Genomic DNA, 21,644 nt, shown 5'->3' on the forward strand with positions numbered 1-21,644 from the left:
GTACCCGGCACTTCCCCGGACTCAAGGCCGGGGGGTGGACGCCCGTCTGCCCGTCGACCACGCCCACACGCCGCGCATGACACCTCGGGTCGGGCCCCACCCCGGCCGTTGCGGTGGCCCCGCGGGCCCGTGGACCGGCGGACGCGGGGCCTGCACCTCAGGGCAGGGGGGGCTGCTCGCCGTGGCGCGACTTGAGCAGCCGCTCCAGCCGCTCCGGTTCGATGCGCACCACGAAGGTCTTCTCCCGCGAGTACGTCACCTGCCCGGCAGAAGCGCCCTTGAGCTTGCGCACGAACTTCACCGGCATGTAGCTGACCTCGCCGCGCGGCTCGCCCTTGGCCCCCGAGTGGTGCAGCGCCAGGTGCGCCGCGTCCAGCAGCACCTCCTGGGCCACGTCCCCGTTCTTCTCCAGCGGCACCACGACGTGGCTGCCCGGGAGGCCGCGCGCGTGCAGCCACAGGTGCCAGGGCCTGGCCACCTTGAAGGTGAGCGCGTCGTTGTCCGCCGCGCCCCGCCCCACCCAGATGCGCGCGCCGCCGTGGCCCACGTACTCCTTGAAGGGCAGGCCCTCCTTCGGGCCCTCCTCCCCGGCCGACACCTGGAGGACCTCCACCTGCGCGAGCAGCGCGGGCCCGTCCATCGCCTCAATCTGCTGGAGCGCCACCTGCGCGTGCGCCACCTCGCGCGCCAGCTCCGCCTCGCGGTGGCGCGCCGTCTCCACGCCGCGCAAGAGGCGCCGGTACTGGTGGAAGTGCCAGTCCGTCTCCTCCTTGGGGGTGCGCTTCGGGTCCAGCTTCACCTGGACCTCCTCCACGCCGGACTCCGTATAGGCGGTGAGCGACACCTGCGTGGCGCCCCGCTTGAGCCGGTGCAGGTTCTGCGCGAGCAGCTCCCCCACCTCGCGGTGCTTCTCCGCCTCCGGGCCGCGCGCCGCCTCCGCCCGCACCTTCTCCAGCGTCCGGGAGGAGCGCTTCAGCCGGGCCCGGTACGGCTGCGCGAGCCGGCGGCGGATGGCGTCCACGCGGCTGGTGCGGTCCTTCTGCCCGAGCACCCGCTCCGCGGCCTGCAGCTTCGGGAGGACATCCCCCTCCTGGGGCTCCAGGCGCGAGGGCTGCGCGCGGCCCTTCGTCAGGGCTTCGTCGGACACGGGCTCCGGCGGCGTCCACGCGGCGCCCGCGTAGAGATTGCGCCGGGAGCCGAAGCCCTCTCCGGAGAGCATCAGCACCCGCTGGTTGTCGCTCAGGAGGAGCAGCCCTCCGGGCGACCCCAGCTCCAGCACCAGCCGGCGGCGCACGGCCTCGCGCTCGAACTCCAGCACCACCGCGCGGTGGGGCTCCAGGTAGCGCGCGCCCAGCAGCTTGAAGCCGGTGAGCTCCTGGCGCAGCCAGCGCTGGAAGGGGGCGGGTTCGCCCGGCGTGGGGAAGCGGTCCTCCGCCACGGACAGGCGGGACAGCTCCCCTTCCGCGCACAGGCACAGGACCACCGATCTGCCGGGGACCCGCAGCTCCACGTACGCCAGGCGGGGCAGCGGGCACCACGCCTTCTGGGCCACCGCGCCCACCAGCCGGGACGCCACCTCCGCGACCACCTCTTCGAACTCCACCGGACGCAGCGACATGGCCCCTCCCGGAAGGGCGCGGGACGGGGGGACCCCAGCCCGCAAAAAGCAAAACGGCCCGGCGGGTTTCGCCGAGCCGTTCACTGGACGTCAACCGACGTCCATCATGACGCCGTACTTCAGGACTGAGGGGCTTCAGGAGCCGCCGGCGCCGTCTTGGCGCTCTTGCGCTTCGCGGGAGCCCGCTTGGCCGCCTTCTTCGCGGTCGTCTTCTTCGCGGCGCCCTTCTTGGCGGCCGCCTTGCGGGGAGCAGCGGCCGTCTTGCGGGCCGTCTTCTTCGTCGCGGCCTTCTTCGCCGTCGTCTTCTTCGCGGGCGCCTTCTTCGCGGTCTTCTTCTTCGCGGCCATCGGAATCCTCCGTTCAGAGTTGAGGCCCGCGGTGACGCGAGCCCTGCACCCACTTTGGACTGAACGTGAGTGCTTGAACTGAATGGTACGGGCGACATGCCAGTGTGTCAACGCATGGTGATGTATTGCAGTGCGCGGCGAGGCCGATTTCTAGGCGTCGGGCGCTTCCAACCGTTCGTGGCGGTCACTCCGGGGGGTGGAGCGCGTCGCGCGCGGAGGCCAATTTCCGGCTCCGGACGCATTTCGCGGGCCCGTGCTACAGGTCGGAGTGTCCGCTGCCGCGCATCCGCGCGCGGTCCTCGCGTCGCTTCCCGTCGTCGAAGCGGCGACCTACGGTGCGCGCCCGCATGCGAACCGCCCCGCTGACCTTCCCCGCGTCCTTCACCTTCGGCGTCGCCACGTCCGCGTACCAGGTGGAGGGCGGCATCGAGAACGACTGGTCCGACTGGGAGCGGCGGGGGAAGTTGAAGGAGCCCCACGTCCGCTGCGGGCGCGCGGTGGACCACTGGCACCGCTACGAGGAGGACTACGCCCTGGCGAAGGCGGTGGGGGCCACCGCGTTCCGCCTGTCGCTGGAGTGGGCGCGCATCGAGCCCGAGCGCGGCCGGTTCGACGGACAGGCGCTGGAGGGATACCGCGAGCGGCTCCTGCGCCTGGGCGCGCACGGCCTGCGGCCGGTGGTGACGCTGCATCACTTCACCCACCCCACGTGGTTCCACGCGGCCACGCCCTGGCACCTCCCGGAGAGCCTGGAGGCCTTCCGCCAGTACGTGCGCCGCTGCGCGCCCCTGTTGGAGGGGCTGGACGCGCTCGTCATCTCCTTCAACGAACCGATGGTGCTTTTGTTGGGCGGCTACCTCCAGGGCCTGATGCCGCCGGGCATCACGGATGGGGCGAAGACGATGGCGGCGCTCGGGAACCTGGTGCGCGCGCACGCCATCGCGCGCGAGGAGCTGGGTCAGCGCCTGGGCCGGGTGGAGCTGGGCATCTCCCAGAACATGCTGTCGTTCGCGCCGGACCGCTGGTGGCATCCGCTGGACCGCTCGCTGGTGAGGCTGGCGGCCCCGGCCTACAACCACGCCTTCCACGAGGCGCTGTCCACCGGCCACCTGCGCGTCTTCATGCCGGGCGTGGCCTCCACGGACGTGCGCATCCCGGAGGCGCGCGACTCGGTGGAGTTCGTGGGGGTCAACTACTACACGCGCGCGCACCTGCGCTTCATGCCGCGCCCGCCCTTCATGGACTTCAAGTACCGGGACCCCCAGCAGCGCGGGCTCACCGACATCGGCTGGGAGCAGCGCCCGGAGGGCTTCGGCCAGCTGCTCCAGGAGGTGAAGCGCTACGGCAAGCCGGTGTGGGTGACGGAGAACGGCATCGACGACCGCCAGGGGACGGTCCGGCCGGAATACATCCACGCGCACCTCAAGCAGGTGCTGGAGGCGCGCGCGACGGGCGTGGACGTCCAGGGCTACCTCTATTGGAGCCTGCTGGACAACTTCGAGTGGCTGGAGGGCTGGGGCCCGCGCTTCGGCCTGTACCACGTCGACTTCGACACGCTGGAGCGCCGCCCCACCCCGGCCTGCGACTACTTCCGCGCCGTGGCCACCGGCCGCGTGCTGGTGCCGCCGTCCGGGGCTTCAGGCACGGGCGACGCTCAGCCCAGCGCGGCCCGGTAGTCCACCTCCGGCTCCTCCAGGGGAGCCGTGGGGTCCGTGTCCGCGCCCGCGAAGAAGCGCCGGACGCTGTCCTCCACCGCCTGGGGCGAGTCCAGCTGGTTCACCTCCGAGCGGAAGTGGGCCGCGCCCTTCAGGCCGTGCGCGTACCACGCCAGGTGCCGGCGGAAGGAGCGCACCGCGCCCACGGGGTCCCCGAAGAACTCCGCGTGCGCCTGGGCGTGCTCCAGCACCAGCTGGCAGCGCTCCTCCGGCGTGGCCGCGGGTCCGCCCGTCAGCTCGCGGAAGAGCCACGGGTTGCCCAGGGCGCCCCGGCCAATCATCACGAAGTCGCAGCCAGTGGTGTCCAGCATCCGGTGGGCGTCCGCCACCGTCTTCACGTCCCCGTTGCCGATGATGGGCAGCTCCGGGAAGTGGCGCTTCAGGTCCGCGATGTGGGACCAGTCCGCCTGGCCCGAGTAGCCCTGGGCGCGCGTGCGCGGGTGGATGGCGAGCCCCGCGCAGCCGGCCTCCTGGAGGGCCTCCGCCACCTGGAGGTAGTTGAGCGTCTGGGCGTCCCAGCCCGAGCGGATCTTGCAGGTGACGGGCAGGCCGGTGGCGTCGCGGATGGCGCGGACGACGGCGGCGGCGCGGGGCACGTCGCACAGCAGGCCGCTGCCGGCGCCGTTGCGCACCACCTTCTTCACCGGGCAGCCCATGTTGATGTCGATGATTCGCGCCCCCGCCTCCTGGCCCACCTTCGCCGCCAGCGCCATGGCCTCCGGTTCGCCGCCAAAAATCTGGAGCGAGTAGGGCTTCTCCACCTGGGCGTCGTAGCGCAGGTACTTGAGCGTGCGCTGGTTCTGGCGCATCAGGCCCTGGGCGCTGACGAGCTCCGTGGGGCACAGGGCGGCGCCCAACCGGAAGGCGATGACGCGAAAGGGGCGCTCGCTCACCCCCGCCATGGGCGCGAGGATGTAGGGGTTGGGGAGCGTGTAGGGACCCAGCTTCGGCATGGCGGCGACACCCTATAGACCCGGCGGCCCGGGAACAGAAGCACACGCGAGGGGTGAGAACGGCCCTGCGCGGGTGGGGGTCAACGATTAAGGTCCCTTCCCATGTTCCGTTTCAGGCTCGGGAGCGTCCCCGTCCACGTCCACATGAGTCACCTGCTGTTCTCCGCGGTGCTCGCCTACCAGTCCCTGCCGGTGCCGGGCAGGGGTTCGAGCGCCGGGTGGCTGGGGGACCGGCTGTCCGACCCCGGCGCACCGGGCTACGGCGGCGCGGTGGCCGCCTACATCCTGTCGTGGATGTTCATCGTCTTCGTGTCCGTGCTCATCCATGAGCTGGGGCACGCGGTGGCCTTCCGCTACTTCGGCTACCAGCCGAGCGTGGACCTGGTCTTCATGGGGGGCGTCACCCGGCCCAACACGGACACGCCCCTGCCCTGGCACAAGGACGTGGTGAGCAGCTTCGCGGGCCCGCTGGCGGGGCTCACGCTGGGCGTCCTGTGCTGGGCGGTGCTGCTGCAGATCCGGGGCCGCTGGGAGATGGCGGACTTCTTCCTGAGCAACTTCTTCTTCGCGAACATGGTGTGGGCGGTGCTGAACCTGCTGCCCGTGCCCCCGCTGGATGGCGGCCACATCAGCACGGCGCTCGCCACGCGGATGTTCGGCCGCAGGGGCTTCATCGTGTCCCACGTCCTGGCCCTGGGCCTGTGCGTGGGCCTGGTGCTGCTCAGCATCAAGAGCGGGGCCCTGTTCATGGGCGTCCTCTTCGCCATGTTCGGCTTCCAGGCGTTCCGCGTGCTGGCGGACGTGATGCGCGCCCGCAGCGAGGACAAGGAAGCCGAAGGCCCGAAGGCCCTGGGGCTGCGCGAGGCCCAGCAGGCCCTGCGCGAGGACCGGCTGGACGACGCGTGGCGGCTGGGCCAGCAGCTGCTGGAGGGCGAGGGCCTGTCCGCGAGCCTCACCAGCCGGACGCACTACCTGCTGGGCTGGGTGGCGCTGAAGCAGGGCCAGGGCCGGCCCGCGCTGGACCACTTCTCCCAGGTGCAGGGCCAGCCGGTGGAGATGCACGCGGTGGCGGCGGCCTTCTCGCTGGTGGGCGACGATGCCCGGGCGGTGGGCTACTGGAAGCAGGCGTGGGGCGAGTCGCAGGACCGCACCGTGATGCACGAATACGCGGGCGCGCTCATCCGCCTGGGCCAGGTGTCGGAGGCGCTGCGGCTGCCCGGCGTGGACCCGGCGGCCGCGTTCCGGTGCGCGGAGCGGGCGCTCTTCATCCGGGGCGCCTATTCGGAGGCCGCGGCGGTGGGCGAGGCCGCGCTGCAGCACGCGAAGGACCCGGGCATCGCCTACGACGCGGCGTGCGCCTTCGCCCGCGCGGGCAACGGGACGGACGCGGTGCGCCTGCTCCAGCGCGCGCAGGCCCTGGGCTTCCAGGACGCGGACTACGCCGCGTCCGACGAGGACCTGGTGACCCTGCACGGCCAGCCCGCCTTCGAGGCCTGGCTGTCCCAGCTGCGGCCGTCCGCCGCGACCTGACCGACCTGACGACCTGACCCCGGGGGGCGCGGATTGCCGTCCTTCGCGCCTCCGGGGCTAGAGTCCGCCCCCTCCCGTGAAGCCGCCCTCCCCCGCCGTGAAACCTTCCGACGCGCCCGTGCGTACCGGTGCCATGCCGGCAACGCCAGAGAGCGCCGGGGACTCGGATGAGGTGTTGATGGAGCGGTTCTGCCAGGGGGATGCGCCCGCGTTCGACGGGCTCTTCCAGCGCTACGCGCGCCCCATCCAGGGCTACCTGGCGCGCCTGACGGGCAGCCCCAGCGCCGCGGAGGACCTGGCCCAGCTCACGTTCCTGTCCCTGGTGCGTGCCCGTGGGCGCTACCAGCCGGGGGCCCGCGTGCGGCCGTGGCTGTACGCCATCGCCACCAACGCCGCGCGGGACCATGCGCGCCGCCACCGCCGGCCGGAGGACCTGACGCCGGAGGGGGAATTGCCCCTCACCGCCGTGGCGGACACCCCGGAGCCCCGCGACGCGGGCCTGGAGCGCACCGTGCACCGCGCGCTGGAGCAGCTTCCGGAGGGCCAGCGGCTGCCCATCCTCATGCACCGCTTCGAAGGCATGGGCTTCGCGGAGATCGCCGAGGTCCTGGGCCTCACCGAGAGCGCGGTGAAGGTCCGCGCCCACCGGGGCTATGCGCGGCTGCGCGAGCTGCTCGCCCCCCTTCATCAGGAGACGGCGGAATGACGCCCGAATGCGAACGCGTCATGGACCACCTGGAGGGCCCGCTGCCGCCGGAGCTGACCTCCCACGTGGCCGGCTGCGAGGACTGCCGCGCGCTGCTGGGCGGCTTCCAGGCCCTGGCGCCGCCCCCGGCCGTGCGGGCGCCCCCGGCCATCCCCTTCAATGAAGTGAAGCTGGAGGAGACGCGGCGCAGGTCGCTGACGGAGCTGGCCGCGGCGCCCCGGCCCACGCCGTGGTGGCGGGACGTGCTGGTGCTGCTGGCCACCTACCTGGGCGTGGGCGCGGTGGGCCTCGCCGTGGTGGGCCGGCACGGGCTGCTGCTCAACTCCGCCCCTTCTCTTGAGGTCGCGGGCGTGGCGCTGCTCATCGTCACGGCCGTCGGCGGCGGGGCGATGCTGGGGTTCGCGCCCGCCCGACGCAGCTGGCCCCTGGGCTGGGTGGCGCTGGGGGCGGGCGTGGTGGCGCTGGCGCAGCTGCTGGGGCGCTCCGGGGCCCAGGTGCGGCCCGTCATCACCGGCGCCCTGGGGTGCATGGGCACGGAGGTGGCGCTGTCGGTGGTGCCGCTCGCGCTGGCGCTGGTGCTCCTGTGCCGCTCCGCCTACCAGCCCGTGCGGGCGCTGGCGGCGGGGCTGTCCTCGGCGGGCGTGGGCCTGCTGGTGCTGCACGTGCACTGCCCCGACGGCACCGCGGACCACCTGATGCTGAGCCACCTGCTGCCGTGGGTGGCCCTGGCGGGCGTGGCGGTGTTCATCCGCTCGCGCCTGCCGTCCCGCACCTACGCGCCCTGAGGACCTCCAGGGCGCGAGGCCTGGGTGCTACTGGAGCCGCGACAGCGCTTCCTGCGGGAAGGCGCGCGCGTCCACCTTCGCGTGCCACTCCTTCACCCTGCCATCCGGGCCAATGACGACGCCCACCCGGCGCGCGTTCGCGGCGGAGGCGTCATCCGCGGCCCCGTAGGCCAGCCCCACCTTGCGGTCCACGTCGCACAGCAGGGGGAAGTTGAAGTCGAACTTCTTCGCGAAGGCCTGGTTCTCCTCCGGCGTGTCGAAGCTGATGCCCAGGATGACCGTGCCCTTCTGCTCGTACTGGGCCTTGTGGTCGCGGAAGGAGCAGCCCTCGGCGGTGCAGCCCGGTGTGTCCGCCTTCGGGTAGAACCAGAGCACCACGTTCTTGCCCCGGTAGTCCGACAGGCTGTGCGCCTTGCCCGTGTGGTCCTTCACGGTGAACTCCGGCGCCACGTCTCCCTGCTTGAGCATGTGCGATGCCTCCTTGAGGTGGGGGAACGGCGCCGTCCTAGCATGCCGGGGGGCAGGCGGCCGGGCACCGCTCGGACGATGTGTGGGGTGGAGTGCAGGCGTCATCGTGGCGCTTGAATGGGCTTGAATTCCCCCCGGCGCCCCCGCTTAGTAGGGGCTCCAAATGAACAACAGTGACGAACCTCCGCCTGCTTCACCGCAGCGCGGCCCCGCGCTGGTGGCGTGGGCGAAGCAGGGCCTCTCCCGCCTCATCTACTTCCTGCTGGGTGCGTCCAACCGCATCCGCCTGCCGACGCCGTCGGTGCTGCCCATCGCGGGCGCGGTGGTGGGGCTGTACAGCGGCCTGGCCGCGGGCATCTTCTCCAACCTCATTGGCGTGATGAGCGGCATCACGTTCAGCGCCGCGGAGCTGGCGGCGACGCTGAAGCCGCAGCGCCTGCGCACGCTGATGGAGTCGCTGTCCTCCGCGCGCTGGCACCTGGAGTACGCGCTGGTGGGCGTGCCGCTGGCGCTGGGCGCGCTGCTGCTCGCGCGCGTCATCGAACCGGGGGGGCCGCGCGACGAGGTGAAGCGGCGCCTGCGGCTGCTGGCGCTGCTGACGCTGGGCGGCCTGTCGCTGTACTACCCGCTGGTGGGGCTGGCGGCCATCAACGCGGTGTTCGGCCACGCGCACAACCTGCCCGCGGCGCTGCCGCACCTGCCCTGGTGGCTGGTGCTGCTGGCGCCCACGCTGGGCGGGCTCGCAGTGGGCCGGCTGCTGCGCGACCGGCCGGAGACGCACGGCCACGGCCTGCCGGAGGTGGTGCGCGCGGTGAAGAGCGGCGCCAACGTGGTGCCGGCGGACCGGGGGCTGCTCAAGCTCATCGCGTCGGCCATCACCATCGGGAGCGGCGGCTCCGCGGGCCGCGAGGGCCCCATCGTCTATGGCGGCGCGGCGTTCGCCTCCAGCGTGGGGCGCGTGCTGGGCTTCAGCCGCCGGGAGCTGTCCATCCTGCTGGCGTGCGGCGCGGGGGCGGGCATCTCCGCGTCCTTCAACGCGCCCATCGCGGGCGCGGTGTTCGCGATGGAGATCATCCTGCGCGAGTTCGAGCTGCGCGTCTTCTCCCCCATCATCCTGGCGAGCGTGGCGGGCACGCTGGTGAGCCGGGGCGTGCTGGATGAAGCGCCCATGCTCAACCGGGTCAACTACGAGCTGGTCAGCGGCGCGGAGGTGTTCGCCTACGCGGCGCTGGGCATCGCGTGCGGGCTGCTGGCGTTCGCGTTCGTGAAGATGCTGCACGGCGTGGAGCACTTCTTCCAGGGCGGCGGGGGCGGGAAGCTGTCCCCGTGGCTGGGCCGCAGGCCCCTGCCGGTGCGCGCGGCGCTGGGCGGCCTGGTGACGGGCGTGCTCGTGTTCCTGAGCCCCACGGTGTGGGGCAGCGGGCACGACTACATCAACCTGGCGGCGGCCGGCCAGCTGCCCTTCCTCTTCCTGGTGACGGCGTGCGTGCTGAAGCTCGTCGCCACGTCCATCACCATCGGTTCGGGCGGGTCCGGCGGCACGTTCTTCCCGGCCGCGCTCATTGGCGCCATGGCGGGCGGCGCGTTCGGCACGCTGGTGCACTACGTCTTCCCGCTGGCCACCGGGCCCAGCGGCGCGTACGCCATCGTGGGCATGGGCGGCGCGGTGGCGGCGCTCACGCGCGGCCCGCTCACCGGCATGATGATGCTGTACGAGCTGAGCGGCAGCCACGACATCATCCTGCCGCTGATGGTGACGTGCACCATCGCGTCCGCGCTGTGCCACTACCTCATCGAGCGCACCTCCACCAAGGTGGTGAGCGACGAGGACCTGCTCACGGGCACCCAGGTGCGCGCCCTGATGACGCAGGTGCCGGCGGTGCCCGCGGGCACGCCGCTGCGCGAGCTGACGGACCAGCTGCTCACGTCCGAGGCGGGCACGCTGCCGGTGCTGGACGCCCTGGGCAACCTCTACGGCACCGTGCAGGTGGAGCAGCTGCGCGAGGTGTGGCGGGACGAATCCATGTACCCGCTGCTCGTGGCCAGCGACCTGGCGCGCAAGCTGCCCGCGCTGGCGCCGGACACGGACCTGGCGCACGCCCTCCAAACGATGGACCAGGAGGACGTGGACGCGCTGCCGGTGGCGCCCGTGCTGGGGCTGGCCCCATGCGGGCTGCTCACGCGGGCCGCGGTGCGCCGCTTCCTCTTCGCGCAGCACGCCCGTGAGCACGCCAGCGGCAACGCGCCCGTCAGCACCTCCGAAGCGACGCACTGAACCGGCGGTCCGGCCCTGCGTCGAAAGCGCGGGGCCTGTCAGGAATCCCAGGGAGCGGGCATCCTTGGGCGCCATGTCCGACACCGCCCTGTCCACGCTGCGCGCCGAGCTGACGTCCACCTCCCATGACGCCCGGGTGCGCCAGATGGTGGCGCTGGGACGGACGGCCCGCACGGAGCCGCGGGACCAGGCGCTGCTGGACGCCCTGGCCCGGGGGGACGCTTCCGAGAGGCGCCTGGCCCTGGCGGCCCAGTTCACCCGGCGCGACGGCGTGGCGGTGCTGAAGGCCACGGCGGACGACTCGTTCCGGGTGCGCGCGCTGGCGTTCGAGCTGGTGCCGCTCGCCTGTGACGACGCCCAGGCCCTGGAGGCGCTGCGCATGGCGCACGGCATGCGCCGGGAGCAGTCCCTGCTGCGCCAGTTGGTGCTGCGCAAGCGGCACGCGGTCATCGACGCGTACCTGGACGGGCTGGCGGAGCAGGGGGACAGCGCGGCGTTCGCGGACGCGGTGCCCCTGGCGTCGGAGCAGGGCCTGCGCCGGCACCTGGCGCGCGCGCTGGAGCGGCCCAGCCACCGGTTCTGGGCGCGGCTCGCGCGGTTCGCCCCGGAGGTGCTAGGCGAGTTGCTCCTCGGGTGGATGCGCGCGGTGCAGGGCGAGGCGGACCCGGTGACGCGGCAGTACGTGGACTGGGGCCTGGAGCGCCTGGCGGAGCAGGTGCCCGACGCGGCGGAAGCGTTGCTGGAGCTGATGCTGGCGCGTGGCATTCCCGCGAACCTGGGCGCGCTGCGGTGGCTGGTGCGGCACCGTCCCGCGCGCACGGTCGCCCTCCTGCGCCAGCATCCCAACATCCCCCTTCCGCACCTGCTGTTCGCGAAGGACGTGGGCTCGCTGGACGCGGAGACCCTGACGTGGCTCATCCAGCGCGACCCGAACCTGCTGGGCACCGCGAAGGACGTGCTGAAGAAGGTGGCGCAGCCCCTGCACCGGACCCTCACCGACGCCTGGTGCGCGGCGGTGGACGGCTCGCCCCATTGGGGCACGGAGCTGATGGCCCTCATCCAGGACGCGGGCGTGCGCGAGCGCGTCTTCCAGCGCTGGAGCGCGGCGATGCGCAACCACGACGGCGTCATCCCCGTGGGCTACCTGGAGCGCCTGCCCGTGGACCTGCGCGAGCGCGAGGCGCGGCGGCACCTGCACGAAGTGGTCGCGCTGGGCACCCGGGCCGAGTCGCGCGTCGTCTACGCGCGGCTCTTGCCCTGGGACGAGGCGCTGGGCGTGCTCCGGGGCGCGATGGGGCACCCCGACGCGGGCATGCGCGGCCTGGCGCTGGGCGCGGTGCTGGCCCTGCCCGGACTGCGTCCGGACGAGCCCGCGGGGGTGGCGCCCGCGCTGGCGCTGGTGCTGGCCCGGAAGAACGAACAGGACCCGGTGCGCGGGTCGATGTTGCAGGCCCTGAAGGGGTGGCCCCGGCGGATGTGGCGCGCCGAGCACACCGAGGCCCTGGGCCGCATCCTGCGGGACGCCCTGGACGCGGCGGACCTGTCGTCGGCGACGGCCGGGGCGGCGGAGGCGCTGCTCGTGCGGGCCTTCGGCGCGAACCCCGAGTGGGGCGCGCCGTGGCTGGGCACGTTCATCAAGGAGCGCGGCAGCCTGAATGACGCGGGGCTGGGCCACCGGCTGAAGGACGACGAGGTGCGCCGGGCCGCCCCCCATCTGTTGTCACTGGCGAAGGCCTGGGCGGAGCGCGAGCGCGGCTGGCCCCTGCTCCAACTGGCGCAGAGCCTGGGCAAGCGCGCGGCGCTGGTGCCCGGCCTGTCGGAGTGGCTGGTCTCCGTGCGGGACGTGACGCCGGATGGGCGGCTGTCGGTGGCGCTGACCCAGTGGCTGTCGAAGGAGGACCGGCCCCGCTTCGAGGCGACGCTCGCGGGCGCGCTGCGGCGCTGGAGGGACCGGGGCTGGGACGACGAGGTGGTCGCGGTGGCGCACCACGAGAAGCGCGACGTGCCCCTGCACCGGGAGCTGGTGGCGGAGCTGGAGCGGGTGGCGCTGCGGCTGGGCAAGCCGTCCGGGAACGCGCTGTGGATCCTGCGCTACCGCGCGTGGAAGGACTTCGACCGGGTGCTCCCCACGCTGCTCAAGCGGGACGAGAGCGCCATCGCCATCCCCGTGGTGCGCGAGTACCTGCACCGGCGGCGGCAGGACCTGCTGGGGCCGTACCTGGGCGCGCCGGCCATCACCGGGCAGTTCGCCACGGGCGCGACGCATTGGATCCTCCCCTTCGACTCGGGCTTCTACCGGTGGACGGCGGAGCAGAACCGGACGTATTCGCGCGCGCTCTCCAAGCTGTGCGAGGACCCGGAGCGGGACACGCCCACGCTGCTGGCGGCGGTGACGCGGCTGGCCGCGCTGGACTGGGCGCCCATGGACCCGCTCCAGGCGCTGGCGGACGACAAGCGGCCCGCGGTGCAGGAGCGGGCCCTGCGGGTGCTGGCCCGGTGCGACCAGGGCCAGGGGGTGCCCACGCTGATTGAGTGCCTGGGGGATGCGCGCGCGCGCATCGCCATCTACGGCCTGCGCCGGGCGTTCAACGGCATGCCCCCCGCGCGGGTGCTGGCGCTGCTCGCGGAGGTGCCGCTCGCGAAGGTCACCGTCGCCAAGGAGGTGGTGCGGCTGCTGGGCGAGCTGCGCTCGGACGCGGCCTACGAACGGCTGTTGGAGCTGGACGCCCTGCCCCTGCACCGCGACGTGCGCATCGCGCTGCTGCGCGGGCTGTGGGACCACCTGGACCGCGAGCCCACGTGGGCCGTGTTCGAGCGGGCCGTCACGGGCGACGACGCCATCATGGCCTCGCGCGTGGGGGACATCCCCGCGGACCGGCTCACGGAGGCCCTGGACGCGCGGCTGTCCGCGCTGCTGGCGAAGGTGCTGGCGCGCCCGGAGCCCGACGCGCGCATCGACCTCTTGCGGCGCGCGGCGTTCCTCCAGGTGCGGGACCGGGAGCGGGGCTTCCTGGCCGCGTGCGGCGCGCGACTGGCGTCCCCCTTCGATGACGAGGTGCGCGCGGCGATGGCGGCGCTCGTCCACCGCGCCGACGAACAGGACCTGCCGCTGATGGCCCGGATGCTGGGAGCGGTGGTGGACGACCGACGGGCGCTGAGCGTCGCGCTGGACTCACTGCTCCAGCCGCGGGAGCGAATGCGCCCCGTGCCCCTGCGCGCGGTGCGGATGCTGGCCGAGGTCGTCCTCACGAAGGACCCGCGCCTGGCGGCGCTTCGCGTGCGCTGCGCGGCCATTGCCCTGGAGCCGTTGGAGTTCGCGAGCCACCTGGAGGCCCTGGGTCAGGAGGGCTGGCTGCACGCGGATGGACTGACGGCGGCCCAGGTGGCGCTGGCCCAGCTGCCGGTGGAGTCGATGGAGGCCGTGGGTGCGCGGCTGGGGAGCAGTCCCAGCCCGGAGGCGCGGCGGCTGGCGGTCCAGTGCCTGGTGCGCGACGCGAAGGAGGGGCGGGGCTGGACGCCGGAGCGGCTTGAGACGCTCGCCGGGCTCCAGCGGGATGACTCGCCGCTCGTGGCCGGCGCCGCGCAGTTCGTGTTCCCGCCCAGGGAGCTGATGCGGGCACCTGAAGCGGAGTGAGGCACCTCCCCCGGCGCGGGCCTCGCTTCAGCTCAGCGAGCGTTCGAGCGGGTCCGTGTCCCTGACGGGTGCGCCGACGGAGGCGCCCCGCACGGCCTCGTCCGCGTACCGCTCCAGCGCCAGGGCCCGTTGGTCCACGGTGTGCTCGGCCAGCACCCGCTCACGGGCGCGCGCGCCCAGTTGGAGCCGGTCCGCTTCCGGCATCTCGCGCAGGTACAGCAGCACGTCCTTCGCCGTGCGCGCCACGAGGACCTCCTCCCCCAGCGAGAAGAGGTCCTCCAATCCCGGCCAGGGTTCGCACACCAGCGCCGCGCCGCACGCGGCGGCCTCGAACAGGTGGGGGCCCGGCGTGTGCTCCGCGCGGGAGAGGGCCAGCGTGAAGCGCTGTGCCGCGTGGAAGTCCGGGTGCTCCCGTGACGGAGGAGCCGCCTGCCGCGTCACGTTGGCGGGCCAGGCCGCGTCCACCACGGACATCCCTCCGGCGAGCACGAACCGCCCTTCGGGCCAGTCGCGCGCGGCGTCGAGCAGCAACCGCCCCAGCAGCGTCCGGCGCTCCGCCGAGGACGGCCCCAGGTGCCCCAGGTCCCACCGAGGCTCCCGCGCTCGCGGCGCGAAGTGCTCCTGCGGCACGCCGGGCGGGAACACGCGCGCCCGGGCCACGCCCCACTCGCGCTCCAGACGCTCCGGCACCGGGCCCCCACTGGAGCACAGGAGGAGGGGGTAGCCCGCGAGCAGCTCCGGCGTCATCCGCGCCGCGTCCTCCCGGGAGCGCGCGTGCCGCAGCGTCCGGGGCGTGTCGCGGTCCCAGCAGACGGTGAGCCCGCGCGCGGTGTCCTGCGCCCAGCGGCCCACCTCCGCGCCCCGGGGCACGTCCGCGTCCACCAGCACCAGGTCCGCCCGGCGCACGCGGGAGCGGAAGCGCGCGTGCAGGTCCGCCACGTCCAGGTATGGCGCGCGAGCAGGCTCGCCCTCCAGCCACGACGAGCCCGACAGCGCCTGCTCCAGCAGGAGGACCGGATGGCCCCGGCGTCGCAGCGCCTGCGCGAGCTGCCGCGTGGGCGAGCCCCGCGCTCCGTCAGCGAACGCCTCGCACGGAGGCCCCAGGAAGACGATGTCCATTCCCACGGGCCTCCTTCACGCCCCCAACCCCGGCGGACGGCCCGCGCGCGGCAGCCCCAGGGCTATCGCTTCCGAACACCCATGAACAAGGCGGTGCCCCCGGGGCCGCGTGAATTCCTCAACGGCCGGAGGCCCTGAAGCCCACGCGGGGCGTCCGGACGTCCGCGAGTGGACCGTGGCCCCTCCCTCCAAGGCGAGGAGCCCCTGCGTCACGCCACGGCGGCGGCTTCATCGACATTGCGCGAAGCCATCCGCGTCACGCCACGGCGGCGGCTTCGCCGGCATCGCGCGAAGCCCCTGCGCCACGACGCGGTGACTACTTCGTCGGCGGCGCGGGCTTGAAGGGAGGCGTGTTCCCCGCGGGCGCCTGCGCGGGCTTGGACGCGGCGCCCTTGCGCAGCGGGCACGCGACGATGGCGCCCGTGGGGTCGATGGCGTCCTTGCCCTCGTCCACCTTGAGCACCTTGCGGTCCTCGCCCACGACGAACGTGTAGCGCTTGGACACCGTCACCACCGGCATCTTCACGTCGTACGCGGCGACGACCTTGCCCTCTGGATCGGGGATGAACGCGAAGGGCGCCTTCAGCTCCGCCTTGAAGCGCGCCAGCGTCTCCGCGTCGTCGGTGGAGAAGGCCAGCACCTGGCCCTGCACCTTCTCGATGTCCTTGTAGCGGTCGCGGTACGCGGTCAGCTCCTTCGTGCAGCCACCGGTGAACGCCTTGGGGAAGAAGGCCACGATGACGGGCCCCGTCTTCACCATCTCCGACAGCGTGTACGACGTGCCCACGGTGTCCTTCACCGTGAAGTCCGGGGCGGTGTCGCCCACCTGGGGAATCGCTGCGCTGACCAGTCCGACGACGAGCAGGGGAATGAGCATGCCGGGGACTTAACGGCCCCCGGTGCCCGGAACAAGCCTGCTCCCCGCTACGGCGTCAGCCGCGCCCAGACGGCCGCCGCGGCCTCGCGCGACTGCTCGGCCACCACGGTGGGGTTCACCGACAGGGGCCTTCGCGCCCAGACGCGCCACACGCCGTCCACCATCACCGCCTCCACGTGCCGGCTGCCCAGCCCGTGGACGACGTGCCACGCCAGCGTCTCCGCCGTCAGCGGCGTGGGCGACAGGTAGTCCAGCACCAGCAGGTCCGCGAGCGCGCCCTCGCGCATGGGGCCGATGGCCGCCTCGAACACCTGCGACGCCAGCCGGTGGCCGTTGGCCAGGTAGCGCAGCACGTCGATGGGCTGCCCCGCCTCACGCGAGCGCAGGTACGCCGCCTGCGCCTCCGCGAACAGGTCCGGCGACGCGCCGTCGGAGCCCAGCGACGCCCGGGCCCCGAACTTCAGCGCCGGCGCGTAGCCGACCTCCAGCCCCTGGTTGGAGCGCGGCGTGTGCACCAGCCACGTCCCCGTGGCCAGCACCTGCGCCAGGTCCGCCCACTCCAGGTGGCCCGCGTGCGCCGCCATCGCGCGGGGCGACAGGAGATTTCCGTTGAGCAGGCGCGTGACGGGCGGGTTGCCGTGCCGCTCGGTGGACAGCCGCTCGTCCAGCGGGTCCTCCGCCAGCGGGAAGTGCAGCCCGGTGTTGGTGGTGTTGAGCGCCTCGCCCAGGCCCTGGAGCGCGTCGTCGCCCAGCGTGAAGACGGGCCCCGCGCCCACCTGGCCCCGGAAGCGACCCCGGGCCTTACGCGCGAAGCTGACCGTCTCCTCCAGGCCTTCCTCGCGGCCCACCGCGCCCATGCGGTCCGTCACCGCGTAGGCCAGCACGCCGCGCACGCCCACCTCATGGAGCCCGCGCGCCACGCGCAGCAGCGAGCCCGTCACCGCCTTGGGCGAGGAGTGCAGGTCGAACAGGGTGGTGGTGCCACACTGGATGGATTCGAGCCCTCCGGCCGTGGCCGCCACCTGCACGGCGTCCAGGTCGAGCGCGTTCTCGAAGGGCCAGCGCAGCTGCTCCAGCTGCCCCTGGTACGTCTCCGGCGTTGGCCGCACCAGTCCGCGGGCCAGCACGCTCGCCAGCCGGTGGTGCGCGTTGACGAGGCCCGGGAAGACGAGCTTGCCGGACAGCGCCACCACCTCGTCGTCGGGGCCGGGCGTCAGGTCCTCGCCGCGCGCCACGATGCGCTCGCCTTCGATGCGCAGGTCCACCCGCTCGACGGAGGCGGGTTCCAGTTCGACGACGTAACCACCCTTGAGGACGGTGCCCAACATCCCTCCCTGCATGCGCGACGGTGCGCGAGGTTCGTGACGGCGGCCCCCTCCCCTTAGGGGTCCCACTTCGAGCGCGACAGGTTAGCACCGCACCCCCGCCCCCGGTCACCGGGTAAGACCCTCCTTGCACCCACACCTGTCGTCCCGGCCCCGCCAATACGGTGCGCATGGGCCGTGCGACAGGCCTGGAGCATGTGAAACAGCCCGGGCCCAGGGGTCCCCGAGGGAGGAACAGCCAGGCAGGCGGCCCCGGAGGACCTTGGGCCCCAGGGGCGCGGGCCCGTAGACTGTGGCCACCTTGGTGTCGGAATCCGGCGTTTCCTGGGCAGGTCACTACCGCTTGAGCTCGCGCATCGCGACCGGCGGCATGGCCGAGGTGTATCTGGCGCGCCCCATCGCGCCGGACGGGCAGCGCGGCCCGGCGGTGGCGGTGAAGAAGCTGATGCCGCACATGGTCACGGACCGGCGCATCGTGCAGATGTTCCTCAACGAGGCGCGCATCACCGCGCAGGTGCGGCACCCCAACGTGGTGTCCATCCTGGAGCTGGGCATGGAGGGCGGGGAGCCCTTCATCGCCATGGAGCTGCTGGAGGGCTGCTCGTTCGCGGAGCTGCGGCGGGAGGCCGCGGAGCTGGGGCACCGGGTGCCGCTGGGCATCACCCTGCGCGTGCTGGTGGATGCGTGCCGGGGGCTGGACGCCGCGCACCGCGCCGAGGACGAGACGGGCCGGCCGCTGAAGATCGTCCACCGCGACTTCACGCCGGACAACATCCACGTCGGCGTGGACGGCGCGGTGAAGGTCATCGACTTCGGCATCGCGAAGGCGGACGCGCTGGGGTCCGGCACGGAGCCGGGGACGCTGAAGGGCAAGTTCTTCTACATGTCGCCGGAGATGATCGCCGGCCGCAGCGTGGACCACCGCGCGGACCTGTTCGCCGCGGGGGTGATGCTCTACGAGCAGCTCTGTGGCCGGCGGCCCTTCACCGGCATGTCGTCCGACGAGGTGCTGTCGCGCATCGCGGAGGGACGGCCCAAGCCCCCCACGGCGTTCGACCCGTCCGTGCCGCAGGCGCTGGAGGCGGTGTGCCTCATGGCGCTCGCCAGGGACCCGGCGGCGCGCTTCGACAGCCTCCAGACCTTCATTGGCGCCATCGAGTTGATTGGCGGCCCCGCGGAGGTCGCCACGCCCGCGCAGGTGGCCGCGTACCTGGACACGCTGTTCCCGCCCGACCGCGACCCCAAGCGCCTGGCCCTGCGCCGCGCGAGGCTGGCGGATCCATCGAACTCGGGCACGGACGGCCCCCCTGCGGTGGTGATGCCCCCGGGCGCGCACTGGCCCACGGCGCAGGAGCGCCCGGTGTCCCCCTCGGGCATGGCCGGGGCGGGTTCATGGCCCGTGACGTCGGGGGGAACGGAGATTTTGCCCCCGGTACAGGGCGCCGCGCCCCCGCCGCCGGGCGAAGCCGCCGTCGCGGAGTCCCTGCCCGCGCATGATGACAAGCAGGGCGCGGCGAACGCCCGGCCCTCCACGAAGGACGGCGCTCCCCGGGCCGCCCGGCCGCGCAGGGGCGTCGCCATCCTCGCGAGCGTGCTCGCCCTGGGCGGGCTGGGCGCGGGCGCGACCTGGTACCTGCGGCGTCCGGAGGCTCCTCCCACCGAGCGGCTCGCCGCCGCGGAGGCCGCAGCGACGCCGGAAGCGAAGGCCTCCGCGCTGGAGGGGCTGGCCAGGGACCCGCGCGCCACCGCCAGGGAGCTGGCCCGCGCGAGCGCCCTGCTGCTCGACGCGGGCGCCCACCCCCAGGCGCTGGCCCTGGCGGAGGCGTACACCGCGCGCTTCCCGAAGGAGGCCGAGGCCCACCTGCTCGCGGCGCGTGCCGCCACCGAGCTGCGCATGGGCAAGCGCGCCGAGCGCGCCATCGACGAGGCCACCCTGCTCGCGCCCAGGGACATCCGCGCGCCGCTGGCCCTGGCCGACCTGCGCGCCCTCCAGGGCGACGTGCCGGGGGCGCTGACCGCGCTCGCGAAGGCGTATGCGCAGTCGCCGGGCTCCGCCAAGGTCGCGCCCCGCTACGGACAATTGCTGTCGCAGGGCGGCCGGCTGGACGAGGCCGCCGCCGTGCTGTCCGCCTGGACACGGCAGCACGACGACGCCGCGGCGCTGGCGGAGCTGGGCTTCGTGCGCTTCCGCCAGGAGAAGCTGGACGACGCGGCCTCCCTGCTCAGGCGCTCGCTCAAGAAGGCCCCCACGCTCGCGGTGGCGCATTCGTACCTGGGGGCCGTCCTCTTCCGGCAGGGCGACCTTCGCGGTGCCGAGCGCGAGTACCGGGAAGCGGAGCGCCTGGCGCCCGACGACCCCCGGGCCCTGGCCGCGCGCTGTCAGTTGCACGCCCATGCGGGCGACGCGGCGGCGGTGGCCGAGGCGAAACGTGCGCTGGCGGAAAGGTTCCCCGACCAGGGGTCGGCACTCGCGGCGCAGTGCGGTGCGGGGACTTAAATCCCCACCCATGCGCCTTCGCCTCCTCGCCCTCGTCGCGTCCAGCCTGCTGATGACCACCGCCGCGTGCGACTCCACCTCGGATGAGGGGCCTGCTCCCTCGCCCGACGCGGGGACCCAGGGGCCGGGCCCCACGGAGGGAGACGTGGCCCCCGCCGACCGCACCGCCTGCGCGGGCCTCACCGTGGCCGCGGGCACCTACGACTGGACGGTCGAACACGACGGCCGCACGCGCGCCTACCGCGTCCACGTTCCCACCGGCTACGACGCCACGAAGCCCACGCCCGTGGTGTTCAGCTTCCACGGCTTCGGCTCCAACGAGGTGGAGCAGGAGGCGCTGAGCGCCTTCTCCACGCTGGGCGACACCGAGGGCTTCATCTCCGTGTACCCGCGCGGCCTCAACTTCCCGGAGATCTTCGGGCAGGGGGAGCCGGACAGCCGGGGCTGGAATGGCGTCGCGTGCTGCGGCCCGTCGCAGGTCGCCAACGTGGACGACGTGGGCTTCGTGGACGCGCTGCTCGCGGACCTGGACACGCGCGTGTGCACGGATCCGCGCCGCGTCTTCGCCAGCGGCTTCTCCAATGGCGGCTTCTTCTCCTACCGGCTGGCGTGTGAGCGCGCCCAGCGCTTCGCCGCCATCGCGCCCGTCGCGGGCATGCAGGGACTGGCGGACTGCGCTCCGTCGCGGCCCGTCCCCGTGCTCCACTTCCACGGCTCCGACGACCCGACCATCCTCTACGGCGGCGGCAACAACATCCCCGCCGGCAGGCCCTACCCGTCCGCGGCCGAGTCCGTGCGCCGCTTCGCCGAGCGCAATGGCTGCACCGGCCCGGACCAACAGACGTATCAGCAGGGCAACGCCACCTGCGTGGCCGCCACCGGCTGCACGCCGGAGAGCGCCTCCGCGGTCCTGTGCACCGTCCTGGGCGGCAAGCACTCCTGGCCCGGACAGACGGCCTACAATGAAGACACGGCGGACGTGAACGCCACGCAGGAGATGTGGCGCTTCTTCCAGGCCCGCCCCCGGCCCTGAGGGAGTACGCCACGCCGCCCCGCGCCCTCATCCTCAACGCCGACGACCTGGGCTACGACCCGGGCATCACCCGGGGCCTCCTGAAGGCCCTGCGCGAGGGCGTCGTCTCCTCCGCCACGCTGCTGGTGAACACGCCGTGGTCGGAGGAGGCCGCGCGGCAGGCCGGAGGGCTCGCCATCGGGTTGCACCTGAACCTGGACCGGGGTCCGCCCGTCGGCCCTGGCTTCCCGCGCGAGTGGCGCTCCATGGACGGAGGCTTCGTCGGAGCGAAGGTGGACGCGCTCCCGGCGAACGTGGTGGAGGCGGAGGCCCTCGCGCAATTGGGCCGGGCGGAGCGGCTGCTGGGCCGACCCGCCACGCACCTGGACGTGCACAAGCACCTGCACCGTCACCCCCAGGTGCTGGAGGGACTGGCGCGGGTCGCCCGGCGCGCGGGCCTGCCGGTGCGGTCCATTGACGCGAGCATGCGCGCCGCGCTCCGGGCCCGGGGCGTGGCCACGAATGATCACTTCGTGGGGGAGTCCGGGGAAGCGGCGTACTGGACGCAGGAGCGCTTCGCGGCGGCCGTGGCGGCGCTCCCCGGCGAGGGCGTCACGGAGTGGATGTGCCATCCCGGCCACCTGCCGGAGGTCGTCACCAGCCGCTACGCGGCGCAGCGCGAGGTGGAGCTGGCCACCTTCCTCCATCCGCGTTCCCGTGAGGCGCTGGACCGGGCGGGCCTGCGGCCCACGGACTTCCGCGTGCTCCACGCCGCCTGAGCGG

General features: G+C 73.5%; 16 protein-coding genes. 9 read left to right on the forward strand and 7 right to left on the reverse strand.

Features of this window, described 5'->3' with window-relative positions; genetic code table 11:
- Positions 1–157: 157 nt before the first annotated feature.
- Together OV207_RS18720 and OV207_RS18725 are read right to left on the reverse strand one after the other, a co-directional pair.
- On the reverse strand, positions 158–1,618 hold the full coding sequence (locus tag OV207_RS18720) for an NFACT RNA binding domain-containing protein (protein WP_267556522.1): 1,461 nt from the start codon (positions 1,616–1,618) through the stop codon (positions 158–160).
- Positions 1,619–1,737: 119 nt separating this feature from the next.
- The gene (locus OV207_RS18725; protein ID WP_193429026.1) at positions 1,738–1,965 is read right to left on the reverse strand and encodes a hypothetical protein; all 228 of its coding nucleotides are present in this window, start codon (positions 1,963–1,965) and stop codon (positions 1,738–1,740) included.
- Between the two features lie 347 nt (positions 1,966–2,312).
- Here OV207_RS18725 and OV207_RS18730 point away from each other — a divergent pair, with 347 nt between their 5' ends.
- The gene (locus tag OV207_RS18730; RefSeq protein WP_267556523.1) at positions 2,313–3,641 is read left to right on the forward strand and encodes a glycoside hydrolase family 1 protein; all 1,329 of its coding nucleotides are present in this window, start codon (positions 2,313–2,315) and stop codon (positions 3,639–3,641) included.
- Here the strand turns inward: OV207_RS18730 and dusB are convergent.
- A complete protein-coding gene (gene dusB / locus OV207_RS18735; RefSeq protein ID WP_267556524.1) occupies positions 3,620–4,633 on the reverse strand; it encodes a tRNA dihydrouridine synthase DusB in 1,014 nt (337 codons plus the stop codon). The two genes, OV207_RS18730 and dusB, sit on opposite strands and share 22 nt — an antisense overlap.
- Before the next feature lie 102 nt (positions 4,634–4,735).
- Here dusB and OV207_RS18740 point away from each other — a divergent pair, with 102 nt between their 5' ends.
- The 3 genes from OV207_RS18740 (at position 4,736) to OV207_RS18750 (ending at position 7,654) form a co-directional block, all read left to right on the forward strand.
- Complete coding sequence (locus OV207_RS18740) at positions 4,736–6,163, forward strand: site-2 protease family protein (RefSeq protein ID WP_267556525.1); 1,428 nt, start codon at positions 4,736–4,738, stop codon at positions 6,161–6,163.
- Positions 6,164–6,296: 133 nt separating this feature from the next.
- Positions 6,297–6,869, forward strand: a complete 573-nt coding sequence (locus tag OV207_RS18745) for an RNA polymerase sigma factor (RefSeq protein WP_267556526.1) — start codon at positions 6,297–6,299, stop codon at positions 6,867–6,869.
- Positions 6,866–7,654 (forward strand): DUF1109 domain-containing protein, encoded by a 789-nt coding sequence (locus OV207_RS18750; protein ID WP_267556527.1) that lies wholly within the window; start codon positions 6,866–6,868, stop codon positions 7,652–7,654. Before OV207_RS18745 ends, OV207_RS18750 begins: the two co-directional genes overlap by 4 nt.
- A gap of 27 nt (positions 7,655–7,681) precedes the next feature.
- Here the strand turns inward: OV207_RS18750 and OV207_RS18755 are convergent, their stop codons facing one another.
- Positions 7,682–8,122 carry a peroxiredoxin gene (locus tag OV207_RS18755; protein ID WP_193429031.1) on the reverse strand — a complete coding sequence of 147 codons (441 nt, stop codon included), beginning with the start codon at positions 8,120–8,122 and terminating at the stop codon, positions 7,682–7,684.
- 163 nt (positions 8,123–8,285) lie between these two features.
- Between OV207_RS18755 and OV207_RS18760 the strand changes: the two genes are divergently transcribed.
- Positions 8,286–10,397: a chloride channel protein gene (locus OV207_RS18760; RefSeq protein ID WP_193429032.1), complete on the forward strand. Its 2,112-nt coding sequence runs from the start codon at positions 8,286–8,288 to the stop codon at positions 10,395–10,397.
- A gap of 73 nt (positions 10,398–10,470) precedes the next feature.
- Positions 10,471–14,031 (forward strand): hypothetical protein, encoded by a 3,561-nt coding sequence (locus OV207_RS18765; RefSeq protein WP_267556528.1) that lies wholly within the window; start codon positions 10,471–10,473, stop codon positions 14,029–14,031.
- 27 nt (positions 14,032–14,058) lie between these two features.
- Here OV207_RS18765 and OV207_RS18770 read toward each other — a convergent pair whose 3' ends face one another.
- From OV207_RS18770 to OV207_RS18780, 3 genes are all read right to left on the reverse strand, one after another.
- Complete coding sequence (locus OV207_RS18770; protein ID WP_267556529.1) at positions 14,059–15,150, reverse strand: CgeB family protein; 1,092 nt, start codon at positions 15,148–15,150, stop codon at positions 14,059–14,061.
- Positions 15,151–15,466: 316 nt separating this feature from the next.
- The gene (locus OV207_RS18775) at positions 15,467–16,027 is read right to left on the reverse strand and encodes a peroxiredoxin (protein ID WP_267556530.1); all 561 of its coding nucleotides are present in this window, start codon (positions 16,025–16,027) and stop codon (positions 15,467–15,469) included.
- 47 nt (positions 16,028–16,074) lie between these two features.
- Positions 16,075–17,352 (reverse strand): amidohydrolase family protein, encoded by a 1,278-nt coding sequence (locus tag OV207_RS18780; protein WP_267556645.1) that lies wholly within the window; start codon positions 17,350–17,352, stop codon positions 16,075–16,077.
- Between the two features lie 370 nt (positions 17,353–17,722).
- On the opposite strand from OV207_RS18780, the gene OV207_RS18785 reads away from it, so the two are divergent.
- From OV207_RS18785 to OV207_RS18795, 3 genes are read left to right on the forward strand one after another with little or no spacing between them, the layout of a single operon-like run.
- Entirely contained in the window at positions 17,723–19,849 is a 2,127-nt protein-coding gene (locus OV207_RS18785; protein WP_420715240.1) for a protein kinase domain-containing protein, read from the forward strand.
- Between the two features lie 10 nt (positions 19,850–19,859).
- Positions 19,860–20,882 carry an alpha/beta hydrolase family esterase gene (locus tag OV207_RS18790; protein WP_267556532.1) on the forward strand — a complete coding sequence of 341 codons (1,023 nt, stop codon included), beginning with the start codon at positions 19,860–19,862 and terminating at the stop codon, positions 20,880–20,882.
- Positions 20,849–21,640 carry a carbohydrate deacetylase gene (locus OV207_RS18795; protein WP_267556533.1) on the forward strand — a complete coding sequence of 264 codons (792 nt, stop codon included), beginning with the start codon at positions 20,849–20,851 and terminating at the stop codon, positions 21,638–21,640. Before OV207_RS18790 ends, OV207_RS18795 begins: the two co-directional genes overlap by 34 nt.
- Positions 21,641–21,644: the final 4 nt, after the last annotated feature.

The organism is Corallococcus sp. BB11-1 (assembly GCF_026626625.1).
Taxonomy (GTDB): domain Bacteria; phylum Myxococcota; class Myxococcia; order Myxococcales; family Myxococcaceae; genus Corallococcus; species Corallococcus soli.